Origin of the sequence: Lactobacillus gigeriorum DSM 23908 = CRBIP 24.85 (genome assembly GCF_000296855.1) — a bacterium.
Classification (GTDB): Bacteria; Bacillota; Bacilli; order Lactobacillales; family Lactobacillaceae; genus Lactobacillus; species Lactobacillus gigeriorum.
In genome coordinates this window covers 1-20,305 of record NZ_CAKC01000066.1, presented here as the reverse complement: position 1 = coordinate 20,305, position 20,305 = coordinate 1, and the positions used below count along the sequence as shown (strand labels likewise).

The following is a 20,305-nucleotide window of genomic DNA, read 5'->3' as shown; positions in this document are numbered from 1 at the left end:
TAAATCATATAAATATTTAAGAAAGCAAGATTAGACTAATGGTTTATGGGTTACCGCAAAAATATTGACACTTACGATTTTTTATTTTTTTGGTGACAATCATCAAATTTGTGGTATACTTATTCAAGTTGGTGTTGCACCCATAGCGCAACTGGATAGAGTGTCTGACTACGAATCAGAAGGTTGAAGGTTCAAATCCTTCTGGGTGCATCCGGGAAGTGGCTCAGTTTGGTAGAGCACCTGGTTTGGGACCAGGGGGTCGCAGGTTCGAATCCTGTCTTCCCGATTTTGAAATATCACGTTATGAATTAAGCAAGTTTTTTGAAAAAAATACTTGCTTTTTTTATTTTCATCCCATAAAATATAAGCAATAAATTAAAACGCTATGAAAAGACGAGTAGATGGGTTAAGTCTTGCAGTGAGCTAGCGCCAGTGGAAAGCTAGTAGATCCTGACTCTTCGAAAAACACTTTGAGCATGCCAGCCGAACCATTTGCAGTAAGCGAGGCCGTCGTCGGTACGTTATCACACCGATAGTGCATGATAGTGCACTATGAGTTGGTCTATTTTAGACAATTTGGGTGGTACCGCGGAAAAAAGCCTTTCGTCCCTTGATTTTTATTAACGGAGCGAAGGGCTTTTTCTTTGCTCAAATAAAGAAATGAGGTTTATCTTATGACACAAATTATTCCTAAAGATTATCACCCAACCCTTTCCGTTCGTGATACAGAAGCAGCTATCGTTTTCATCAGAGAACATTTCCAAGCAATTCTTTCTGAAAGCTTGAACCTTCAAAGAATGTCAGCTCCAATGTTCGTTGAAAAGAGCACTGGCTTGAACGATAACTTAAATGGCATCGAACGCCCAGTTGCCTTTGATATGTTGGCTAAGCCAGGTGCTACGATTGAAGTTGTGCACTCCCTAGCTAAATGGAAGCGCCTTGCATTGAAGCGCTATGGTTTCGGCATGCATGAAGGTCTCTACACTAACATGAACGCGATTCGACGCGATGAAGAGCTTGATAACTTCCACTCAATCTACGTTGATCAATGGGATTGGGAAAAAATCATCACCAAAGAAGAACGTACTGAAGCTACTTTAAAGGCGACAGTTGAAGAAATATTCGCTGCAATCAAGCAAATCGAACACGAAGTAACCAAGCGCTATCCTGGCTCAACTTATCATTTACCTGATAAAGTTACTTTTGTAACTAGTCAAGAACTCGAAGATCGGTGGCCTGATTTAACTCCTGATGAGCGCGAACGCGAAATTACTAAAAAAGAAAAGGCCGTCTTCTTAATGAAGATTGGTGACAAATTGAAGCGTAGTGGCAAGCCACACGATGGTCGTGCACCTGATTATGATGATTGGCAATTAAACGGAGACCTGTTGTTCTGGTACGAGCCATTAGATACTAGAATGGAAATTTCTTCGATGGGTATCCGCGTTAGTGAGGAGAGCTTACGGGACCAACTCGCTAAAGCTGGTTGTGAAGATCGGGCTTCATTGCCATTCCACCAAATGTTGTTAAAAGGCGACTTGCCTTATACTATCGGTGGCGGAATTGGACAATCTCGTCTATGTATGTTGCTCTTAGGCAAAGCGCACATTGGTGAAGTCCAAGCCAGCGTTTGGCCAGAAGAAATGGTCAAAATTTATGAAGCAGCTGGTGCTCGCTTCTTATAATAAAAACTAAAAGACCTTCAACTTAGCTAGCATTATCAGCTACGTTGAAGGTCTTTCTTTTTCTTTATTTTGCGCTAGCAATAAGCCAAGCGAAAATTTGATTCATAAAAGCCACTTTTTCATTTCGGTGCAACATTTCTGGATGCCATTGAACTCCAATAACGTTGCCATTTGTATTTTCCAAAGCTTCTACTACACCATCTGAAGCATGTCCGACTGCCTTTAAGTCAGGAGCTACTTCATGGACAATTTGATGGTGGAAGGAATTTACCATAAATTCGGTCTTTCCTAAGATCTTAGCCAACTTGCTATCCGCTTCAAGTTTCATCTCATGAGTTGGCAAGCTTGGCGTATGATCTTGGGAATGCTTAATTGTTAATTCTTTACGGTATGATAAATCTTGGTAAAGACTTCCGCCATGAGCTACGTTGATGATTTGGAAGCCTCGACAAACGCCTAATACTGGAATTCCCTTTTCTTCAGCTAATTTAAGTAGCAACATATCAAAGTGGTCTCGCTCAGGCCAAGTTTTCCCTAATTTTTGTAGTGGTTCTTCCCCATACAAGTGCGGATCAACATCGTGGCCCCCTGATAAAATCAAAGCTTGAACTTGATCTAACTGTGCCTCGATTACTTCATCATCTTCAGTAAATGGAATGATTAAAGGAACGCCACCATTTTTCACAACAGAATCGACATAATCTTCATTCACATAGCTACGACGATATCCAGGAAAAATCCCGCCGTCATTAATAATTTCTGAACCAGAAATACCAATAATTGGTTTAGTCATAATCTTCCTTCTTTCTATTTTCACTTATTTATAGGAATCATTGTAAAAAAGAACGACTATTCTGTCTACTAATTTTGCTTACGGTGTCTGACTACATAGCTAATCGCAGCTACAGACAGTACAATTGCACCAACCGTTACAGAAAGCCGTGTTTCTGGATTAATAAACATAAAAACTACAATTACGAGCAACATAATAAAAGCAAAGAAATTCGAATATGGGAATAATGGTAACTTGAACGGATGATCAACCATTAATTCTGGATTTCGTTTGCGGAACTGATACTCGGCCAAGAGAATTACGAACCAGGCAACCATTCCTGGAAGCACGGATGAACTATAGACTATCACAAAAACATTGGCAAGTGACTTATTGAAAAGTTGCATAACTACATTCAGTAAAAAGCCTGCCAAAATTCCACTAGTAATTCCGACGATAGCACGACTAGGAACGATATGTTTAGAAACATATTTGAAAGTTGCTGGTGCTTCACCTTCATGTGCTAATTTATAAAGCATCCGACTAGATGAATAAATTCCGGAATTTGCCCCTGATAAAGAAGCAGTTAAAACTACGAAGTTAATAATTGAAGCAGCTGTAGTAATTCCGACTTTGGCAAAAGTATTAACAAAAGGTGAACCAACGGTACTTAACTCATTCCATGGATACAAGGTTACAATCACGAAAATTGCACCAACATAGAAAATCAAGATTCGCCATAAGACAGATTTTACACTTTTCACAATTGCTTTTTGAGGATTAGCAACCTCTCCTGCCGAGATCCCAATTAATTCGATTCCTTCATATGAACCAACAATAATGGCCATCGAGAAAAAGAAACCTTTAATTCCACCTGTGAAAAAGCCACCGTGACGCCAAAGATTGCTAAAGCCAATCGCATGTCCATTAATCCCAAAGAAGATCAGGAACAAGCCTAAAACAATCATCATAATAATCGTGATCACTTTTATCATCGCAAACCAAAACTCTAACGTACCATAAGCCTTGGCACTAACCAAATTCGCTAATAGCAAAGCTACGATTACGATTACCCCAGCAATCCAGTCTGACGACCCCTTCCACCAAAAACGTAAGTATTCCGTAGTAGCAACCACATCTGAAATTCCTACCACAATAAATTGAAAGACATTGGCCCACTCAGCTAGATATCCCGCAATGGGATGGATATGGTTAGTTGCATAATCCGCAAAAGAGCCAGTACCCGGATCAATGTAAAGCATTTCTCCCAATGCTCGCATTACGATGTATAGGATTAGACCAACAAAAATATAAGCCAATAAAACTGATGGTCCGGTCCATTTGATGGTAGAAGCTGCTCCCATAAACAAACCGACCCCAATAGCTCCACCTAAAGAGATCATTTCCATTTGACCGGCAGTCATGGAACGCTTTAATTCTGGTGCTCGTTTATCTTGCGCCATTTAATCAACCCCTACTTTCATAGATTTTATTTCCTGGGAAATAAGTTAGAAATCATCTAATTCAACAATTATATTATTGATTGCTTTTATTGCCAAATAAAAAAAGTCTAAGAGAGCGTTTTCTCTTAGACTTTTAGTTAATTATTCTGCTTTAGCTTCATCTTCGATGGTAAAAACTGCCTTGTTATTTAACAAGAATTCCTTACCATCTACTGTAAAGTTAACTGCTTTAGTTTCTGGATGAGCCATTACTAATTTAGCGATTGGCGTTTCGAGATCTTGTTCGATAACTCTACGCAATGGTCTTGCACCAAATTCTTTATTATAGCCACGTTTAGCCAATACCTTTTTAGCTTCTGGGCTGACAGTCAACCTAATGCCTTTCTTAGTCAAAGCCGAATTCATCTTGTTAAGGTATAATTCCAAAATCTTGCTCATATCTTCTTCAGTCAATGAATTAAATGGCACGATTGCATCTAAACGATTCAAAAATTCAGGTCTGAAGTAATGACTTAAAGCACTGATCAATTTAGCTTGATCAACTTTACCAGCCTCCAATAGCTTATCTGAAAAACCAGCGTTAGAGGTCATAATCAAGATGGTATCCTTAAATGAAATCGTTCTTCCTTGAGCATCAGTCAAACGGCCATCATCCATAATCTGCAATAAAGCATTAAAGACTTGTGGATTAGCTTTTTCGATTTCATCAAATAGAATCAAGCTGTATGGTTGATGACGAACTTTTTCCGTCAATTGACCGCCTTCGCCATAGCCAACATAACCAGGAGCAGAACCAATTAACTTGTTAACTGCCATTTGATCCTGATATTCAGACATATCAAGACGAATAAAGTGGTCTTTGTTACCAAATAGCTTCGTAGCCAATTGCTTAGCTAATTCCGTCTTACCAACCCCAGTAGGACCAGTCAACAAGAATGATCCCGTTGGGCGATTGCTATCCTTAAAGGGTTGTTTCCGAGCTACTGCGTCAGTAATTACGTCGATTGCGCGATCTTGATCAATTACGACTTCCTTCAAGCTTTTAGCTAAGTCGAGATTCTTTTGTGCTTCATCCGCATGTAATTCACTCATTGGAATTCTTGTCTTTTGTTCAATTAATTGATAGATATCATCAACAGTAACGGTTGGTGTTTCGACACTCTTAGCATCTTTCAAGCTTGCCTTTAAGTTGGCAATTTCAGCTTTCAAATCACTTGCTTTATGGTAATCTTCAGCCTTCACTGCAGCTTCTTTATCAGCTTCCAATTGCTTAATTTGTGCTTGAACATCTTCCTTGCTTGAAACAACATTATTCAAGCCCTTTTTAGCACCAGCTTCGTCCATCAAATCGATCGCTTTATCTGGCAGATAACGTCCTTGAATGTAACGTTCTGACAAAGCAACAGCTAATTTCAAAGCATCGTCGTTATATTTTACATGGTGGAATTTCTCATACTTACCTTTCAACCCTTGTAAAATCTTAATAGCAACTTCTTGAGTTGGTTCAGGAACTTGAACTTGTTGGAATCGACGAGCAAGTGCAGGATCCTTCTCAATTCTTTGATATTCACTAGTCGTGGTTGCACCGATCAACTTCAAATCGCCACTAGCTAAAGCAGGTTTCAAAATATTAGCAGCATCGCCATTATTGTTTTCTGAATCAGTAGAACCCGCACCAACGATATTGTGCAATTCATCGATAAACAAGATAACGTTAGGATTCTTTTTAGCCTGATCGATTACGCGCTTTAATTTTTCTTCAAACGAACCTCTCAAACTAGTACCAGCCAACATATCGTTGATGTTAATCGCAATAATATGCATATTTCTCATTTTAGCTGGTACTTTGCCACTAGCAATTCTTTGAGCCAAGCCTTCAACAATTGAAGTCTTACCAACACCAGCGGGGCCAATCAACACTGGATTATTCTTCTTACGCCGACTCAAGATCTCAATCACATTATCAATCTGTTCGTCACGACCAATTACTGGATCATACTTACCATTTTTGGCTTCTTCAACTAGATCAGTTCCGATCGTTTGTTGTTTTTGCTTATTATTGTTATTTGTTTCACTTGACTTTTCCACAGCTTTAAATTGCATTGGATGCGTAGCAAAGTCATCATCAAAAAATGAAGAATTTAATTGTCTAAATAAAGTATCAAAATCATTGTCAAAATATGCCATTGTTAAGCACTTCCTATCCCATATTTTAGGATTTTTAGCACTCTAATATGCAGAGTGCTAATTCCTTACAATTAAATATTATAGCAGGTTATCCACAGGATGCAATAAAAATGTTCAACTTTTTCCACACTTTTTGTTTTTTTGTGTTCATGATAAAAAAAGCTAAATAATCCCTATTATATAAGGACTATATAGCTTCACAAGCTTTTGGTCTTAGTACAATAATTACCATTTATTCTTGCTTTTTAGCAATCGATTTTATCCACATGTGGATTAATCTCTATTCTCTGGTTCGCTAACTTTACGAATTTTATTCTTGTGCTTAACTCCCGGTACTTTAGCATTAGCCTTCTTTGCCAATAGATCTTGTTCTATCAGCTGAACTACCTGCGCATTTTGTGGCAAATCTGAATGGTCCGCTTCAGTTCCAGTAACCGTCATTTGCGTAAAGTGTTTAGCTTGATTTTGAAATATATACTTAGCTGCTTCAACGCTTGCTTCTGGAACAATCCCATCCGAAGTATAATTGCGTCCACCAGATAGCGAATAGACTGTTAAATCACGTGGTATTTTTTTGCGATACTTGATAAAGTCACTGAGCATTGTTGTTCGCCGATTGATATTGCTTTCGCTAAAATTGTAAGGCGAGCCTAATGTCATCAAGCGTTTCATCGTTATTTCTGACTTATAATCGCTGTAATAATGTTCAAGCCAATAAGTCCACACTAAGCCTCCATTTGAGTGACCAAAGGCCTTGAAATTGTTAAACTTATAGCTTTGCGATATTTCATAAAAGGCATTATCTAACCAACCGGCTTGTTTTTTGATATTTTCATAGCCATCATGGTTATTTTCAAAGCCAATAACGATAATCGGTTCATTATCTCGCCGACTAATTTCGCCGTGATAAGTAATTTTCCCTTTAGTATCAACTTCAGCTTTAAGGACGCTATGTGGATGCGGATTTTTGGCATTTAGCTTTTCAATCAATTCATCAAAACGGTTAATCGTCGCACTTGATCCTGGAACCATTATTACTGGCGATAGTAAAGATTTGCGTCTTTCTGCTCGTTCATGGTTAGTCTTTTTCATCCATAAAAAAGCAGGTACTGTCAGCAAAATCAAAAAAGCAATGACCAAGCCAACCCAAAGTAAGTTATGGCGATTAAAATGCAGTCGCAGTTTCATCATATTCTTTCAACCTTTCATTGATTTTCAATCCAAGAAATACAAAGGGAATTAACAGCACGATATCCAAGATAAATAAGCCCAAAGTAAATAAAAAACTGCTCCAATTACCGTTGGTTCCCAAAAATGAAATCAAGATTCCCGGTGTTCCCGAAAGAACAGGATAAGCTAACGGCGAGATCAAATTTAATCCGATCGCAATTGTGGCCAGTAATTCATTGATTACCGGAATTAATACTAGTGGCAATAGATATAAGGGATTCAAAATTATCGGTAGGCCAATAATTAAGCCAATCGGCGAATTAAAGATAACCGGTAATAGGTTTAATTTAGCAATTGCTTCGATTTCACGATTATTGGTAAACAGTAGCAAGGCAACTGCAAGCGCCAAAATAACTCCTGAAGTTCCCATTAGACCGTAGCCTCTAACCAATGGACCACCTAAGAACTTATAAGGCAAATTCATCGTAGAACCATGACGCAATGCATGATTCATATTAGCAATTGCTGCTCCGCTGTTAACGCTAGTTGTGACTGTAATCAAAGGGCCATTAATGCCTAGCCATGATAAGACTAAAGTTGCCAAAGTAAGACCCAGAATCGTTGGAATATCATTAGACGAACGTAGCTGCTCAGTCATGTTGTTAAAGTAGTTGAGATCGATGAATTTAAGCTTAAGGTAATAAACTATCCCTGAAAAAATCATCCCGATTAAAACCGCAATTGCTGCTGGAATTAAAGAATTCCAGGTGCGGTCTCTTACAGCGACAACATGTTCTAACTTTACATGAACATAATCACGGCCAAAAAAATGAAATATCTGTCCTACAAAATAGCCAGCCACGATAGTAAAAAGCAAGCTATGAAAGCCTAACATTTTAAGGTATGACATATTTTGCAATTTCGCATAATTATCACCGTTAACCATATAAGTATAAAAAGTTACGACAATAATCGCACAAATACCAGCAACAGTGGCATCCTTATGATATAGCCGAGCTGTATAAACTGCAGAAAAATAGGCTGCGTACAAGCCAAATAAGCCTAAAGTTACTGCTACTATTCCTGAACTGATAGCATCCCCAAAGTTCCAAATTCGATCCGTCATCGTATAGTCGAAATTTAGTAAATTATAAACCAAACTATTGGGTGAAAAGATGCTACTATTGATAAACTCAAAATATGCTCCAAGCGTTGCCACTGGCATTAAAATCATAAAAGTTCTTTGAACGACCCGAAAAAAAGAGCGTCTTCTTAGCCACAGAAAGGCATTAATGATTTTTTCCATTATTGATTCCCCCATTTAGTAGACCTATTATACCCGCTAAACATGGTATAATAAACAAAAATGGAGTGATTATGATGACAAAGAAAAAAATCGAACTTAACGACGAAATCGACCGCGTATTAAATCAATATCTTGAGGCTAGTGGACAAGATATGAATCAAGTGATCAACCGAGCTTTAAAGGAATACTTACTTAAACATCTTGGTTCTAAGGATTGTCGAGAATTATTCCAAAAGCAAGATAAAGATACTAATCTTTCCAAATATGCGGATGAATTACTACGCGGTTCAATTAATGATAATTACTAAAAAATACGCCTCATTGATACATTCCCTGTCAAGTAGACAGGTGAAATACATAAAGCTTTTTTGTCCTCAGTTGATTTTTAATCAGCTGAGGATTTTTTTAGCTTCTTTGACTTTCTTTTCGTTTATCTCTTGCCAATATCTTTCAATCCGATGGTTTGGTGCGATTGGATAGCTCTTAATGTTGCCTTTCATTGCTTCTTTACACATTTCACCAGCAGTTAAGCCATTAAAACGTTTCTGTGGATCTTCGTTGATGTAGTAGTCTATGGTCTTGCAAATAGAATCGTTAAGTTCATCGTAACTATTTACTTGAGGGTGAAGAACGACCCGCATTTCTTTGATAATGCCTTGCCAGCCTTCCATTGGTCCATTATCAATGCAGCAGCTGACACGAGACATTGATTGAGTCATGCCTTGCTTTTCCAACTGATTCTGAAAAGGAGCGCGAGTAAATTGAAAACCGCGATCGCTATGAAAGAACGGTTGAGCATTGGGATATGTTTTAGTGGCTTGAACCAAAGCAATGTCATTGTGCTTGCCAATGGCATAGCCGACAGGGTAGCGATCGTAGAGATCAAACACTGTGCAGAGATATGCTTTAGGCAAGCCAGGGGCAACGACCTCGGTGATGTCCGTACACCATCGTTAGGCTTAGAAGCATTGAAGTCTCGCTTTAGCTTGTTTTCAGCTGCTTTTTCAGGCGTTGCAGGCTTGAATTTTGGCTTCCGATATCTAGGCTTTTGCGAGCTGATGCCATTGATACACATCAAACGGTAAACGATTTTATGATAAACTGGCATCTCTCCCGGCATTTGTCGATTAACCGCCATGGTCATCTTTTCCGTTCCGAATAAGCTGTTGTTAGACTTGGCGATCTCAATAATCTTTGCTTCGATTTTTTGGTCTCGCAATTCACGCTTACTAATTGTACGCTTAGGATCAAAGTGCTTGTAGTAGGCTGAGCGTACTGCTTTAGCCCATTTGCACATCAAATCGATCTTCCAACCGTATTTTTGGTGGCAGTCATGGATTAACTGGTATGTTTTCATTTTCCACCGCTTTTTTATTGCAGTCTGTCTGTATTTTGGCTGTTCGGTAAGCACATCCTCTCTAATTGATCCAATTTTTTTAGGAATTCATTCTTCTCCTGTTTCTCTTTAAGCTTTCGCTCCAACTCTTTCATTCTGCGATTAGCCAATTCTAGCTCGGTCAGCTCTTGAGGCTGCTTATGTCGGCCTCGGTTATCGGTTAAGCCTTCTTCGCCATTAGCCAGATACTTTTGGGCCCAGCTGTAGACTTGCTGGTAGGAACAGCTAAATCTAGCAGCAGCTTCTGAATAATTTTTATCATGATTAAGACAGTATTGAACGATTTGAATTCTTTCTTGTTGGGTTGTCTTTCTTCTTGCTTTAGTCATATAGACCTCCGGATGTGGATTGTAATCTTGATTCTTTATATGACTATTATACTTGGAAACCCATTTTCTTACTGTGGAATAGCTTCTAATGCCATACTTATTGGCTAAAGAGGACAATGATATTTTGCCAGCTAAATATTCTTGAACAACCCCTTCTTTAAGTTCTTTAGAGTAATGTGCATTGTATTTAACACTCCTTAAAAAAGCATTTTGATTGCTTTGATATTGGCGAGCCCATGACCTTATTTGCCTGCTTCCATTCTTAGGCATATTAAGTCGAATAGCTATTTTCGAGGCACTCATATTACCATTCAAATACTGCTCAACTACCCATTTCTTTTGTTCAAATGAGTATTTGCTTTTTCTGGACATAAAAAATCCCACCTTCGTGAATAATTGAATACTTTATGTATTTCGATTGTCCACTTTAGTAGGATTGTATCATGCTTGATTCTTTTTATTTACTCATTATCAACAGGATTTGCCAAAGAGCCAAAATAATTCGGTTCATAAAGTCTGATTTTCGTCAATGTCTTAACTTAATGACATTGCTATTCTATGCGTCTTTTTGTATGATTTATTCAACTTAGCTAATTAATTTTCTTTTTTACGATTAATAGCTATACCAAAAATACCCAAAGCAACTGCTAACAACCCGGCAACGGCAAATGCTACCTTACTTTCATTTTCACCAGTCTGTGGCAAAGTTTGAGAATTTTGGCTGTTGTTCTTGGCAATACCGTTTTCCATATTTGCCTTAGCTGAAGTAGCTAGACCAGCAGTAGTATTAGCTAAAGCGCCTGCCTTAGGGCTAATCGTACCAGATTTAGTGGTTCGCTTAGCCTTTGAAGACTGGTTAGATTTAGAAGTAGTCGTTGATTTGGTCTTGTTAGACTTATTATTCTTTACCTTCTTAGGAGTCTTCTTTGTAATCTTCTTGCCAGTATTATCTTTCTTGGTGTCATTAGTCTTCTTATTGTCAGTTGGCTTTGAGGTATCAGTATTGTTATCAGTTAGTTTAGTATTTGAGTTGTTACCACCATTGTTGTCATTATTACTGTTGTTACCACCATTGTTGTCATTATTACTGTTGTTACCAGTTGGATTTTTCTTGTAAGTAACATTAATTACCACATCATTGCTGTCAACATCAACCTTTTGCGCTTCTACTTTCGTTTGCGTAGCAGTGTAGCCAGAAATTGTTGGAACAGTCATTTCATCAAAGTTTCCTGTTGTCCAATCAGTATAGCTAATTTCGCCAGTTTCTAGATTGACTTTCTTATCTCTGGTGAGTTTTACCGTTTGAATAGTTGGAACATGCAACACGTTGCTCTCATTGCCCTCTTCAACGTAGTTGATCGTTCTAGTAACTTGCTTAGTTTCCTTCCCAGGAACAGGGTCAACGTAAACCTTGCGACTATCCTTAACTACTCGGCCATCTGCATAAGTATGACTGTAAGTTACAGTGTATACCCCCGCCTTAGTCAAGTCGACCTTATCAACCGCAACGGCCGTAGCAGCCCCTGGAGCTTGGTATTCATAACTAATATCCACGTCCGTCTTTGGCAACTTTTCTAGTTGATCGCGCGTCTTCCGCTGTCCTGCGTCATCAGCAGCATAAATCTCATCTATCATTGAAGTTGTATCCCATGGCTTAGCATTTGGATCTGCCACATAGTGTTGATCGTCATTTAAACTAATAGCAGGTACAGCTTGAACGTGGATTACCAAGATAGATGGGTCATCAGAGACAGGTCTATCATCATCAACACGTTTTGCCCCTGGTAGGGTGGAGTATGCATAGAATGGCATTTCCTGAGCTTTACCGTTGTTGGTAGCATACTTGACCGTGTAACCATGGTTAGCAAAAATTTCTTGAATTTTGCTTAGGTCAATATAGTATTGCGCAGAGCCATAAACAACCGATGGTAAGTCCCCTTTTGGTAGTGAATCCTTATTGAATGATCCCTTATAGGTTGGGAAGTTGCTAATTTTAAAGGCATCCCACCCATTTGGCATATCTTTGGAAATTTCCTTAACGAGCTTCCAGTCTGATTCACCAGGTTGTTCCCCCATGAACTCAGTCGGAAGCAAGTCTATCTCCTTAACCTCGCTTAAGTCCTTCTTCACAGTTGTAAAGTAAAGATCTGCCCAGTTTTGAGTGAAACCATTACCATAGTCGTTAATATGTGGAGAGAAAGTTAAGGATGGGGTTCTGGCAGACAGCTGACCGGTATACTTAACTGGGATAACAAATTCAATCATATCATCTGGCTTGAGAGCAACCCCTGTCATAGAAATCTGAGAGGCTTGGTCCCCTACATTGTTGTGAGCCTTGAGATATTCTGCCCAACTATTATAATAAATACCTTGGTCAGCACCTGTATTAATAGCCCATTTATAGGACCAACCTTGTTGGCTCTTTAACTGCGGACCATCGGCACCTAAACGACCAGTATCAATTGCTATCGTTTTACCATCAGCAAAGTTAAACCAAAGTCCGGATTTAACTTCTTTGTCACCATTGTGATAAAGAAGGTGGAATTCTAAGCTATTTAAATCAATTTGGTCGACATTAAAGATTGATTGTGAATTACCATTGGGAGCCGCATATCCTGTTACATATGTTTTACCATCTTTGCCTTTAGCAGTGTAGTAACCAATAGCATCACCATGTGTCATTTTAATCCAGTCTGAAGATGTAACCAGTGGGTTGTTGTAAACTCCTGTGGTCGTAGTGGCATCATCAGTAGTTGGGTTTGGAGCTGGATCAATTTGCTCTGGGTGCAATTCGAATGGATCAAATGTTAAAGTTGTGGAGTATGGTTTCAAATAAGCGTCAACTCTAGTGGATTTGACCTCATCAGCATTACCAACATACTTAAATGGCAATGTTGCAGTAAAAGTTGAATTGGCTGGAACCTTCTGCCAGAGAGATCAAATGCAACTTGCTAATATCTTGCTTCTCTTTTAACCATTCATTATAAGATTTGTAAAAGCCATTGCCAGGACTTAATGGAACATAGTCCTTAACACCAGAATTGGTTGTATATACCAAATCTTCTGTGTCAATCCTGCTAGTATTTAATTGAAGATCTTTGTCATCCCAGACTAATATCAAACCAGGACCTGCATCCTTATCACCATTTTGATATTCAATATGAAGTTCTAAACTATCTGGATCAAATCGCTTTGTGTAAAGTGTCGATTTAACGTCCTTATCCATAAAAGAAGTAACGTATGGTTTTTGATCATTACCTTTAACAGTAAAGTATATTTGAGCTTTTCCATTATCCAACTGTATCCAGTTTTTGTCCAACTTGTTTTTATCGTTGACAATTGCCATACTAGTCGAATCACTTGGAGTCGTTGGATCTGGTGTTTCAGCAGTATCTGGCACCTTCTTTACTAGTCGTGCAACCCGTAGTACTTTAGCTGGTGTTGTTGCGTCGTTAGTCGGCGTTACTTCAGTATCTTTTTTGCGGACATCGGTAGTATTTTGCGTAGTTTTATTCGCATTTGGCTGCTTATCTTTATCTTGCGTAGTATCTTGGATATTTGTTGCCACTACTTTTTTTTCAGCATTAGTTGTGGTTGCTGGTTTAGTGTCACTGCCCTTTTGAACAGCTGCTTCTGCTTTAGGATCAGTGTTTTGAACTTGAGTACCTGGCTTACTATTATCTTGACTAGAAGGTTGATCAGCAGTACCAGTACCAGTACTTTCACTTGTGCTAGTAGTAGCTGCAAGTACCTTCGGAGAGCTCATCAGTATCCCTGATCCAATCATCACTGAGGCCAAGCCGACTGACAGTTTTCTTAGTGTATATTTGGGAACTTTTTCTAACATAATCTTCCTCCTCGTATCATAAGGCACTATATTTCAGTGCCTAATAATTTTTACATTATTAATCATAACACTAGTAATATAACATAGAACTATTACCTTTGATAAATAAAATCACTTAGAACTAAATAAAAAATAACAACCATTAAAAAATAAAAATCTCTGAAACAATTTTGTTTAAGAATTTTCCAGTGTAATAAGCTATGACTGCTGCGTCGGGTAATGTCATAATTAATGGTTTGAAGCATCTGACCAATGATGGCGCCATCAGTACAATAAATTTTTTGATTATAGTCTAAGAACCATACTGGTGACGTGCTGATATTCTTTTTCTCTTCAAGAGAGCTGTACAGGTGATAGAAACTTACATAATGTTCTAGTAGGTCTAACGTAGTACGAGCATCCATTTTAGTTCTCTTAATGACTCTATCTGTATCAGAATCAATGGTATCATAGGCTTTATGCCAAGCCTTGCCTATAGTTTCTAGGCGACTAAAAAATTCTTCCATGGACTTGGGCTGCCCTTCAAAAACAGGAAATTCAAAAAGATCATCCTGAATAGTGTCATCTTTTGGGTGTTCCTTAACGCTGCTGAAAAGTAGCATATCTTGAGTAAGCTTAGGTACGTGGATAGGTGATGCTAATTCAAATTTAGCACTAGTCAGTGTTGGATCTAGCTTCAAATCTTGAATGCTTCTGCTACTTAGTGCATAGGACAGCGCACAGCTGCGCTTCTCATACTTGTCTTTGTCAAAAGGCGCCTCAACTAGTACCTTGGCAACAGGAATACCGTATTCTGTGTCTTTAAAAGCTACACAGTTCGGCAAATAACGCATCTTATACATCTTTTTGGTAGCCTTGCGCTGCTCCTTGATGCGACTAACAAGTGTGGCTTCTGATACCCCTTCACTAGCCAGATTGACGATACCCACAATGAAGCTGCGTACTGGCGTACTAATCTTTGGATCCTTTACAGGATATGCCTTTTCTACTTCTTCTTGCGTGTAGCAGAGCTTGCCATCAAGGCTAAAGGCATCACCTACTAGGCCGTAGTCTTAGCCTTTAAGCTCCTGTACAGCAGCCAAACCTTGTGACTTGGTGGAGCAATAAGTATTGGATGAATTTATGTAACATTGTTGAATCCTCCTATTTCTAATAGAGTTTCAAAAAGTTTTTACTAAAAACCAGCCAAATGTATTCGTACCCCTAGAGCCGTAACAGTATGCTATAAGGTTACGTGATATAAGTACATTTGGGTGAATTTGGTTTAGCTTTAGCATCAGCTTTAGAAAGACCATATTTTTTTGCCCAAAAACTAAAGCAGAAGCATTTCCAGCATAGATTCTTGCGTCTTCTAGGAAATTACTTCTGCTTTTTTACACTTAGGTTAACGCAAAAAAGCTCAGTAGCGAAAAAATATTGTGCTACTAAGCTTTCAACACCATTAAGGATACATTTAGGCCCTTCTATTTAAAGTAACTGTTGTAACCTCAAGGCATAATTTTTGATCAAATTGCATCAGTTATCCCTGCACCACGCCATTTATTCGGACTTTCACTCAACTTAAGTTTCAATTCAGTCAAGCCAGCTGATAACCTAAAACCATGGGTCAAGGAATAATTATTTAGATTCTGGTTGAGCGTAAAAATAACCTTGTCCACACTACTACCATTCTTTATCATGCTTATAGCCTGTTCAATCAAATCTACCGCATCTCGATCAATTGATACTTCTTGTTCGATTCTGATAAGCATTTTGGTTAATTCTTGTACATTGTCCTGCATATTTTTCAGTCTTTCTTCCTATCCTCTATTTCCCCAGGAGCCATAAACATTGTGCTACTAAGCTATCACAGCTTTTTTAACGATAATGCTTATATTTGTAATATTTATAGCCAACCTTTTGACCCAATATTTGTTCAGAAACATCGGTTTTATTAGTCAGCCAAATATACACTAATAAGCCAACAATTCCATAAACTACAAGATACAAAAAACTATGCATGCGACTAGTCATACTATCAAAGCGCATCCCCACGACAAAATAATAAACCGCTACAAGTAAGAAAAAGCCAATATTAGTCGCAATTAGCTTCCATAGTACCCATAAATCAATCTCATACTCGCGATTGATTAGATAATAACTCACTATTATCACTAAAAGCATCGCCACATTTGTAGCAGCAATTGCCCCATTAGTTTGATACCAGGTCAATAATGGTACTTGTAAAACCAGTTTAACTGCAAGTCCGACAAGCATTACCACTACTGCAACCTGGTTCATGCTTAAAGCCAATAGCAAAGTCAAAACATTCATCGTCAAAGCTAAGAACAAACTTTGGATAATGTTTTGCATTAAGTAAAAACTACCTGTCAAATCATGTGAAAACAAAACGGTATAAATTTGCGCACTTGCAAACGTGGCCAAGGTAACTAATGGCAACAATACAAAGAGCAATAACCGATAATTTTCTAGCAACAAGTCTTTTATCCCCTGCTTTTTACCATTGGCTCTTAGCCCGGATAATAACGGCAAGCTTGTTTCTGATACTGCTGTTGCAAGCGAAATGATTACCGTTGTAATTTTGCTGGGATTAGCTGAAAAAACCGTATATAGATAGCTGACATATTCTTGACTCCAGTTCGTTGTTTTAAGCAAAATCTGCTTGAAAAAAACCTGATCGACGAACTGCGTCAAGGTAATAAACGCCCCTAAAAGTACAAACGGAATTGAATGATACCACAACTGCATCAAACTTGCCATTACGTTGTCTAAAGTCCGTGGCTTACTGTCCTGCAAGGCTTTTCGATAACCAGTTAACTGCTTTTTGCCATAAACCAATAAGTAAACATATGAAGCTAACGCACCAATAAAGGCCCCAAAAACACTCAAATAAACCGCTAGTACATAGTTTTGACGAAAGACCTCTACTACACTAAAGGTTGCTAATAAGATAAACAATATACGCGCAAATTGTTCCCATAATTGAGAAATACCATATGGCTTCATATCATTGTTACCTTGAAACCAACCACGTACCATACTCATTGAAGGTAAGACAATTACTGCTGGGACAAGCACTCTAATCGAAAAAGTGGCCTGACTTACAGATTCTACCGGGCTGTTTTGAGCAATTAACGGCGCACTGAAATACAAGACTGCCCCGCAAAACAGTCCCATAACTACCATAACAAGCCATCCTAGTTTAGTAAGATATACACTATCGCGATAGCGTTTTTGTGAATTAAGTGCCGCTACTTCACGGGCAATAACTGAGGGCAATCCAGCAGTTCCGACCGATAAAAATAACGCATATGGCGTATACGACGAATTAAAGATCGCCTGAGCATTTAATTGGTTGTGATAACTCCCTAGCATAATCAGCCAAGGTATCAGATAAACTACGCCTAAAATACGAGAAAAAATACTACCAAATGATAGCCAAAAAGAGCCAGAAAGGATTTTTTTATTCAAATTTATCACCTATTATTCTAACTACTTAATTATAAGCAATTAGCGTTCAAAAAGCAGTAAGTAATGGTAAAGATTGGCTTTACAGACAAAAAAATTGATGTATCAACGTTAAAACGAAGATCATCAATTTTTTAAGTACATTATTTTTCCATTTCTGTCAATTTACGATAAAAGTTAACCTTAGTTTGACGATAATAAGGAATCACCCATAATAAACCAATTCCTAATGTCAAAAAGCCTAAGATAAACCAGCCCAAAAAGCTTAAATCCAAAATAAATAAATCCAGTTTAAAGCCCTTCATCATCCTCTTACTCTTGGTGATTGCATCGGTAGCGGAAACTCGCTGTCCACGATCAAAGTCATCCTTCAAAATATAAGGAACCATGGCATAAGAATAAGACTTGATTATAGCAGGGATAAACAATAACAAGCTCCATAAAAAGAGAAAGACTGTCATCATAACATAAGTTAAGAAACTAGTATTAAAGCGATCGTTCGTGTAAGCAGCAAAAATCCCTTTTAAAATGCCAGTTTTACGACCAGTATCCCGAAATTCTAACATTGTGTAAGCTACACCCCAAATAAGTAGACCTACTAAAATCGCTATAATTAACCCAATCAAAATTTCTACAAAAGATGGCTGTCTTAGGTAAGTAATATCAGCGCGATCAAATTGATATCTAATGTATATATCGTAAAGTCGATCATGTCCTTCAGTCATAAATGATTCAAGATCGAGGATCAGATAACTTATTAGCCATGCGGTAAACGACAATCCGACTGCCCACGCCCAATTGCCCCTTAATTGAGCTTTTGACTCAGTTTTTATTTCAGTTCGATTCATTTAGTTTTGCTCCTTTTCAGTCTAGTCTATCACTTTATAATCTTTATTTCACTAGCAAAAAAGCCTAATTCCAAACAACCGGAACTAGGCTCACACAGTGTATTACATCGCTCTGACCACATATAGAAGGTTCCACTTTCGCTACCGGAGAAAATGAATTGCCTCCAGCGATGTTACATAAAAATTTTAGCATTGAATAGATGAAAATACAATACTTTAGACCCGCTACTAACACAATTGTAAAATTATCTCTAGACTTATTATTTATTTGTTTAACTTCCCTTCAAAATAAGAATAATGCTATCTATTACCAAAACTAAAGCACATATTGAAAATATTATGTTTACACTATAATGCTCAAAGCATGCACCGAAAATAGCGTATCCAAGCGGAGATAAGCTAGAAACAGTTGCACTAGTAGTAGCACCAACACGACCTTGTTTAGTTTCTGGAACATTTGTTCGCAAATATAGTGAAAAAGGAATATTGGCCGCAGCAATTGAACCGCCGATAGTTAACATACAAATACAAAGGATAATGGCAATTATTATTTTGTCTTGCACAAAGTTACTAATCCCAATGACTATAAAACTAAATGCTAAAGCTATTCCAATCTTTCCCGTAGATTTTAGATAGCTATTATTCTTAGTATTTACTAAACCTAGCAATAAACTGATTAATAAAATACCCGAAGCTAAGAAGCTGTTAATAATTCCATAAAGTTGTGATCCAAGGTTAAGTTGCTTAATCACAATAACTGGTAACCCCACCTCAATAGCACTAAGAACAAAATTAACAAAAATTGCAAAAGTAAGTAGTAATAACAAATTACGGTCATCCCTAATGTAGTTTAAACCACCTTTAAATGATTGAATAATAGAATTTGTATCTGTTGCTACGTTACGTTGACCTGTAAAGTAGAAATCTAAACAAGTGATAAATAAGAGGCAAAGTGCTTCCCCAAAAAACTCTAGCGACGCAATAAGTTCAATTGAGAGAAAATTAAATATGAATCCTCCAACTATAGGACCTAAGATATTTGCTCCTGCTGCAACAAATTGCTCAAGTGAAACAAGTTTGGGAAGATCTTCAGAAAGGACCATTTGTTTCGTAGATGCTTTATAACTAGTAGCTTGAAAATTGTCACAAATAGCTAGTGTAATTGTTGTTACTCCAATTATTAACAATTGCAATGATAGTTCTCCGACGTTAAAGAAGCTTAATATAAAAATAGACATAACTAGCAAACTAGCAATTTGTGCAATAATAGCAATTTTCTTGTGGTGATATTTATCTACCCAATACCCAATTAATGGACTAAATAATAGATTCACCAAAGGCTGTAATAGTAGAATACTAGCAAAAATCATGCTCGAACCAATCTTTTTGAAAACATATAGACTCAGGCAAAAAGAAAAAATACTACTAGTAAGATTCCCTAAAGCTAGACTTAATAACGACAATAAGAGTTGTTGTTTAGATTTCTTTTTCACAAGTGTCTACCTCCCTTAATTCTTGCTCCAATAAATTAAAGCTTTTTTGATTGTTACATATAGTAGAATACGTATTGCGTATAAAAGGGGTTATATAATTGTAATTTCCGTTAATATTCTTTTGATTAGTTAGAAAATTGCATAGATTAGTATAAAAATGCTTTGAAATTTATCTTTTTAATGGTTAAAGACATATTAATACCTCCATAAAATTTTACCTTAAGTCAAAAATAGATTTTTGACTTGTATTAATTAAACCATTAACTAAGTGTAAAATAATTTGCGGTAAGGTAAAGAACAAATGAAAAAGGAGTCAAATCCCCCTAGGGACTTGACTCCAA

16 protein-coding genes, 2 tRNA genes, 2 pseudogenes and 1 other annotated feature are annotated in these 20,305 nt (G+C 37.6%); of the genes and pseudogenes, 4 read left to right on the top strand and 16 right to left on the bottom strand.

The window, feature by feature from the left end:
- Nucleotides 1–136: 136 nt before the first annotated feature.
- The 3 genes from BN52_RS06805 (at nucleotide 137) to asnA (ending at nucleotide 1,685) form a co-directional block, all read left to right on the top strand.
- Nucleotides 137–210 (top strand) — tRNA-Arg (locus BN52_RS06805).
- Nucleotides 211–212: 2 nt separating this feature from the next.
- Nucleotides 213–286, top strand: a tRNA-Pro gene (locus tag BN52_RS06800).
- Nucleotides 287–376: 90 nt separating this feature from the next.
- Nucleotides 377–614, top strand: a binding site (T-box leader).
- Nucleotides 615–674: 60 nt separating this feature from the next.
- Nucleotides 675–1,685 (top strand): aspartate--ammonia ligase, encoded by a 1,011-nt coding sequence (gene asnA / locus BN52_RS06795; protein WP_008473673.1) that lies wholly within the window; start codon nucleotides 675–677, stop codon nucleotides 1,683–1,685.
- A gap of 64 nt (nucleotides 1,686–1,749) precedes the next feature.
- Here the strand turns inward: asnA and BN52_RS06790 are convergent, their stop codons facing one another.
- The 5 genes from BN52_RS06790 to BN52_RS06770 form a co-directional block, all read right to left on the bottom strand.
- A complete protein-coding gene (locus BN52_RS06790; protein ID WP_008473672.1) occupies nucleotides 1,750–2,478 on the bottom strand; it encodes a gamma-glutamyl-gamma-aminobutyrate hydrolase family protein in 729 nt (242 codons plus the stop codon).
- A 68-nt stretch (nucleotides 2,479–2,546) separates the two neighbouring features.
- Nucleotides 2,547–3,920: an amino acid permease gene (locus tag BN52_RS06785; protein WP_008473671.1), complete on the bottom strand. Its 1,374-nt coding sequence runs from the start codon at nucleotides 3,918–3,920 to the stop codon at nucleotides 2,547–2,549.
- A gap of 141 nt (nucleotides 3,921–4,061) precedes the next feature.
- Nucleotides 4,062–6,107, bottom strand: a complete 2,046-nt coding sequence (locus BN52_RS06780; protein WP_008473670.1) for an ATP-dependent Clp protease ATP-binding subunit — start codon at nucleotides 6,105–6,107, stop codon at nucleotides 4,062–4,064.
- 273 nt (nucleotides 6,108–6,380) lie between these two features.
- Nucleotides 6,381–7,298 (bottom strand): alpha/beta hydrolase, encoded by a 918-nt coding sequence (locus BN52_RS06775; RefSeq protein ID WP_040473460.1) that lies wholly within the window; start codon nucleotides 7,296–7,298, stop codon nucleotides 6,381–6,383.
- Complete coding sequence (locus tag BN52_RS06770) at nucleotides 7,273–8,583, bottom strand: PTS transporter subunit EIIC (RefSeq protein ID WP_008473668.1); 1,311 nt, start codon at nucleotides 8,581–8,583, stop codon at nucleotides 7,273–7,275. The genes BN52_RS06775 and BN52_RS06770 overlap by 26 nt, the downstream gene beginning before the upstream one ends.
- Nucleotides 8,584–8,657: 74 nt before the next feature.
- Here BN52_RS06770 and BN52_RS06765 point away from each other — a divergent pair, with 74 nt between their 5' ends.
- The gene (locus tag BN52_RS06765; protein WP_040473464.1) at nucleotides 8,658–8,891 is read left to right on the top strand and encodes a hypothetical protein; all 234 of its coding nucleotides are present in this window, start codon (nucleotides 8,658–8,660) and stop codon (nucleotides 8,889–8,891) included.
- Nucleotides 8,892–8,972: 81 nt separating this feature from the next.
- Here the strand turns inward: BN52_RS06765 and BN52_RS10450 are convergent, their stop codons facing one another.
- The 11 genes and pseudogenes from BN52_RS10450 to BN52_RS06720 all read right to left on the bottom strand — a co-directional run bounded on the left by BN52_RS10450 (nucleotide 8,973) and on the right by BN52_RS06720 (nucleotide 19,964).
- The gene (locus BN52_RS10450; RefSeq protein ID WP_241762029.1) at nucleotides 8,973–9,302 is read right to left on the bottom strand and encodes a hypothetical protein; all 330 of its coding nucleotides are present in this window, start codon (nucleotides 9,300–9,302) and stop codon (nucleotides 8,973–8,975) included.
- A 36-nt stretch (nucleotides 9,303–9,338) separates the two neighbouring features.
- Nucleotides 9,339–9,497 (bottom strand): annotated as a pseudogene (locus BN52_RS10445) (IS3 family transposase); the annotation flags it as partial.
- Between the two features lie 185 nt (nucleotides 9,498–9,682).
- A pseudogene (locus BN52_RS10440) lies at nucleotides 9,683–9,880 on the bottom strand (IS3 family transposase); the annotation flags it as partial.
- 74 nt (nucleotides 9,881–9,954) lie between these two features.
- A complete protein-coding gene (locus tag BN52_RS06755) occupies nucleotides 9,955–10,680 on the bottom strand; it encodes a helix-turn-helix domain-containing protein (protein WP_008473661.1) in 726 nt (241 codons plus the stop codon).
- A 222-nt stretch (nucleotides 10,681–10,902) separates the two neighbouring features.
- Nucleotides 10,903–13,200, bottom strand: a complete 2,298-nt coding sequence (locus BN52_RS10230) for a mucin-binding protein (RefSeq protein WP_008473660.1) — start codon at nucleotides 13,198–13,200, stop codon at nucleotides 10,903–10,905.
- Nucleotides 13,190–14,155, bottom strand: coding sequence for a YSIRK-type signal peptide-containing protein (locus tag BN52_RS10435; protein ID WP_008473659.1), 966 nt, complete (start codon nucleotides 14,153–14,155; stop codon nucleotides 13,190–13,192). The genes BN52_RS10230 and BN52_RS10435 overlap by 11 nt, the downstream gene beginning before the upstream one ends.
- Before the next feature lie 92 nt (nucleotides 14,156–14,247).
- Nucleotides 14,248–15,084, bottom strand: a complete 837-nt coding sequence (locus BN52_RS10430; RefSeq protein WP_008473658.1) for a hypothetical protein — start codon at nucleotides 15,082–15,084, stop codon at nucleotides 14,248–14,250.
- Between the two features lie 576 nt (nucleotides 15,085–15,660).
- Nucleotides 15,661–15,936, bottom strand: coding sequence for a bacteriocin immunity protein (locus BN52_RS06735; protein ID WP_008473657.1), 276 nt, complete (start codon nucleotides 15,934–15,936; stop codon nucleotides 15,661–15,663).
- Nucleotides 15,937–16,012: 76 nt separating this feature from the next.
- Nucleotides 16,013–17,626 (bottom strand): putative polysaccharide biosynthesis protein, encoded by a 1,614-nt coding sequence (locus BN52_RS06730; RefSeq protein WP_008473656.1) that lies wholly within the window; start codon nucleotides 17,624–17,626, stop codon nucleotides 16,013–16,015.
- 140 nt (nucleotides 17,627–17,766) lie between these two features.
- Nucleotides 17,767–18,471, bottom strand: coding sequence for a DUF975 family protein (locus BN52_RS06725; RefSeq protein ID WP_008473655.1), 705 nt, complete (start codon nucleotides 18,469–18,471; stop codon nucleotides 17,767–17,769).
- A 272-nt stretch (nucleotides 18,472–18,743) separates the two neighbouring features.
- Nucleotides 18,744–19,964: an MFS transporter gene (locus tag BN52_RS06720; RefSeq protein ID WP_008473654.1), complete on the bottom strand. Its 1,221-nt coding sequence runs from the start codon at nucleotides 19,962–19,964 to the stop codon at nucleotides 18,744–18,746.
- Between the last annotated feature and the right edge of the window lie 341 nt (nucleotides 19,965–20,305).

What these genes read in the sequence shown, in the direction of transcription:
- BN52_RS10435 (WP_008473659.1), bottom strand. Translation starts at nt 14,155, where the DNA reads ATGTTAGAAAAAGTTCCCAAATATACACTAAGAAAACTGTCAGTCGGC.
- BN52_RS06765 (WP_040473464.1), top strand. Translation starts at nt 8,658, where the DNA reads ATGACAAAGAAAAAAATCGAACTTAACGACGAAATCGACCGCGTATTA.
- BN52_RS06770 (WP_008473668.1), bottom strand. Translation starts at nt 8,583, where the DNA reads ATGGAAAAAATCATTAATGCCTTTCTGTGGCTAAGAAGACGCTCTTTT.
- BN52_RS06725 (WP_008473655.1), bottom strand. Translation starts at nt 18,471, where the DNA reads ATGAATCGAACTGAAATAAAAACTGAGTCAAAAGCTCAATTAAGGGGC.
- BN52_RS06775 (WP_040473460.1), bottom strand. Translation starts at nt 7,298, where the DNA reads ATGATGAAACTGCGACTGCATTTTAATCGCCATAACTTACTTTGGGTT.
- asnA (WP_008473673.1), top strand. Translation starts at nt 675, where the DNA reads ATGACACAAATTATTCCTAAAGATTATCACCCAACCCTTTCCGTTCGT.
- BN52_RS06785 (WP_008473671.1), bottom strand. Translation starts at nt 3,920, where the DNA reads ATGGCGCAAGATAAACGAGCACCAGAATTAAAGCGTTCCATGACTGCC.
- BN52_RS10450 (WP_241762029.1), bottom strand. Translation starts at nt 9,302, where the DNA reads ATGACTCAATCAATGTCTCGTGTCAGCTGCTGCATTGATAATGGACCA.
- BN52_RS06780 (WP_008473670.1), bottom strand. Translation starts at nt 6,107, where the DNA reads ATGGCATATTTTGACAATGATTTTGATACTTTATTTAGACAATTAAAT.
- BN52_RS06735 (WP_008473657.1), bottom strand. Translation starts at nt 15,936, where the DNA reads ATGCAGGACAATGTACAAGAATTAACCAAAATGCTTATCAGAATCGAA.
- BN52_RS06755 (WP_008473661.1), bottom strand. Translation starts at nt 10,680, where the DNA reads ATGTCCAGAAAAAGCAAATACTCATTTGAACAAAAGAAATGGGTAGTT.
- BN52_RS06790 (WP_008473672.1), bottom strand. Translation starts at nt 2,478, where the DNA reads ATGACTAAACCAATTATTGGTATTTCTGGTTCAGAAATTATTAATGAC.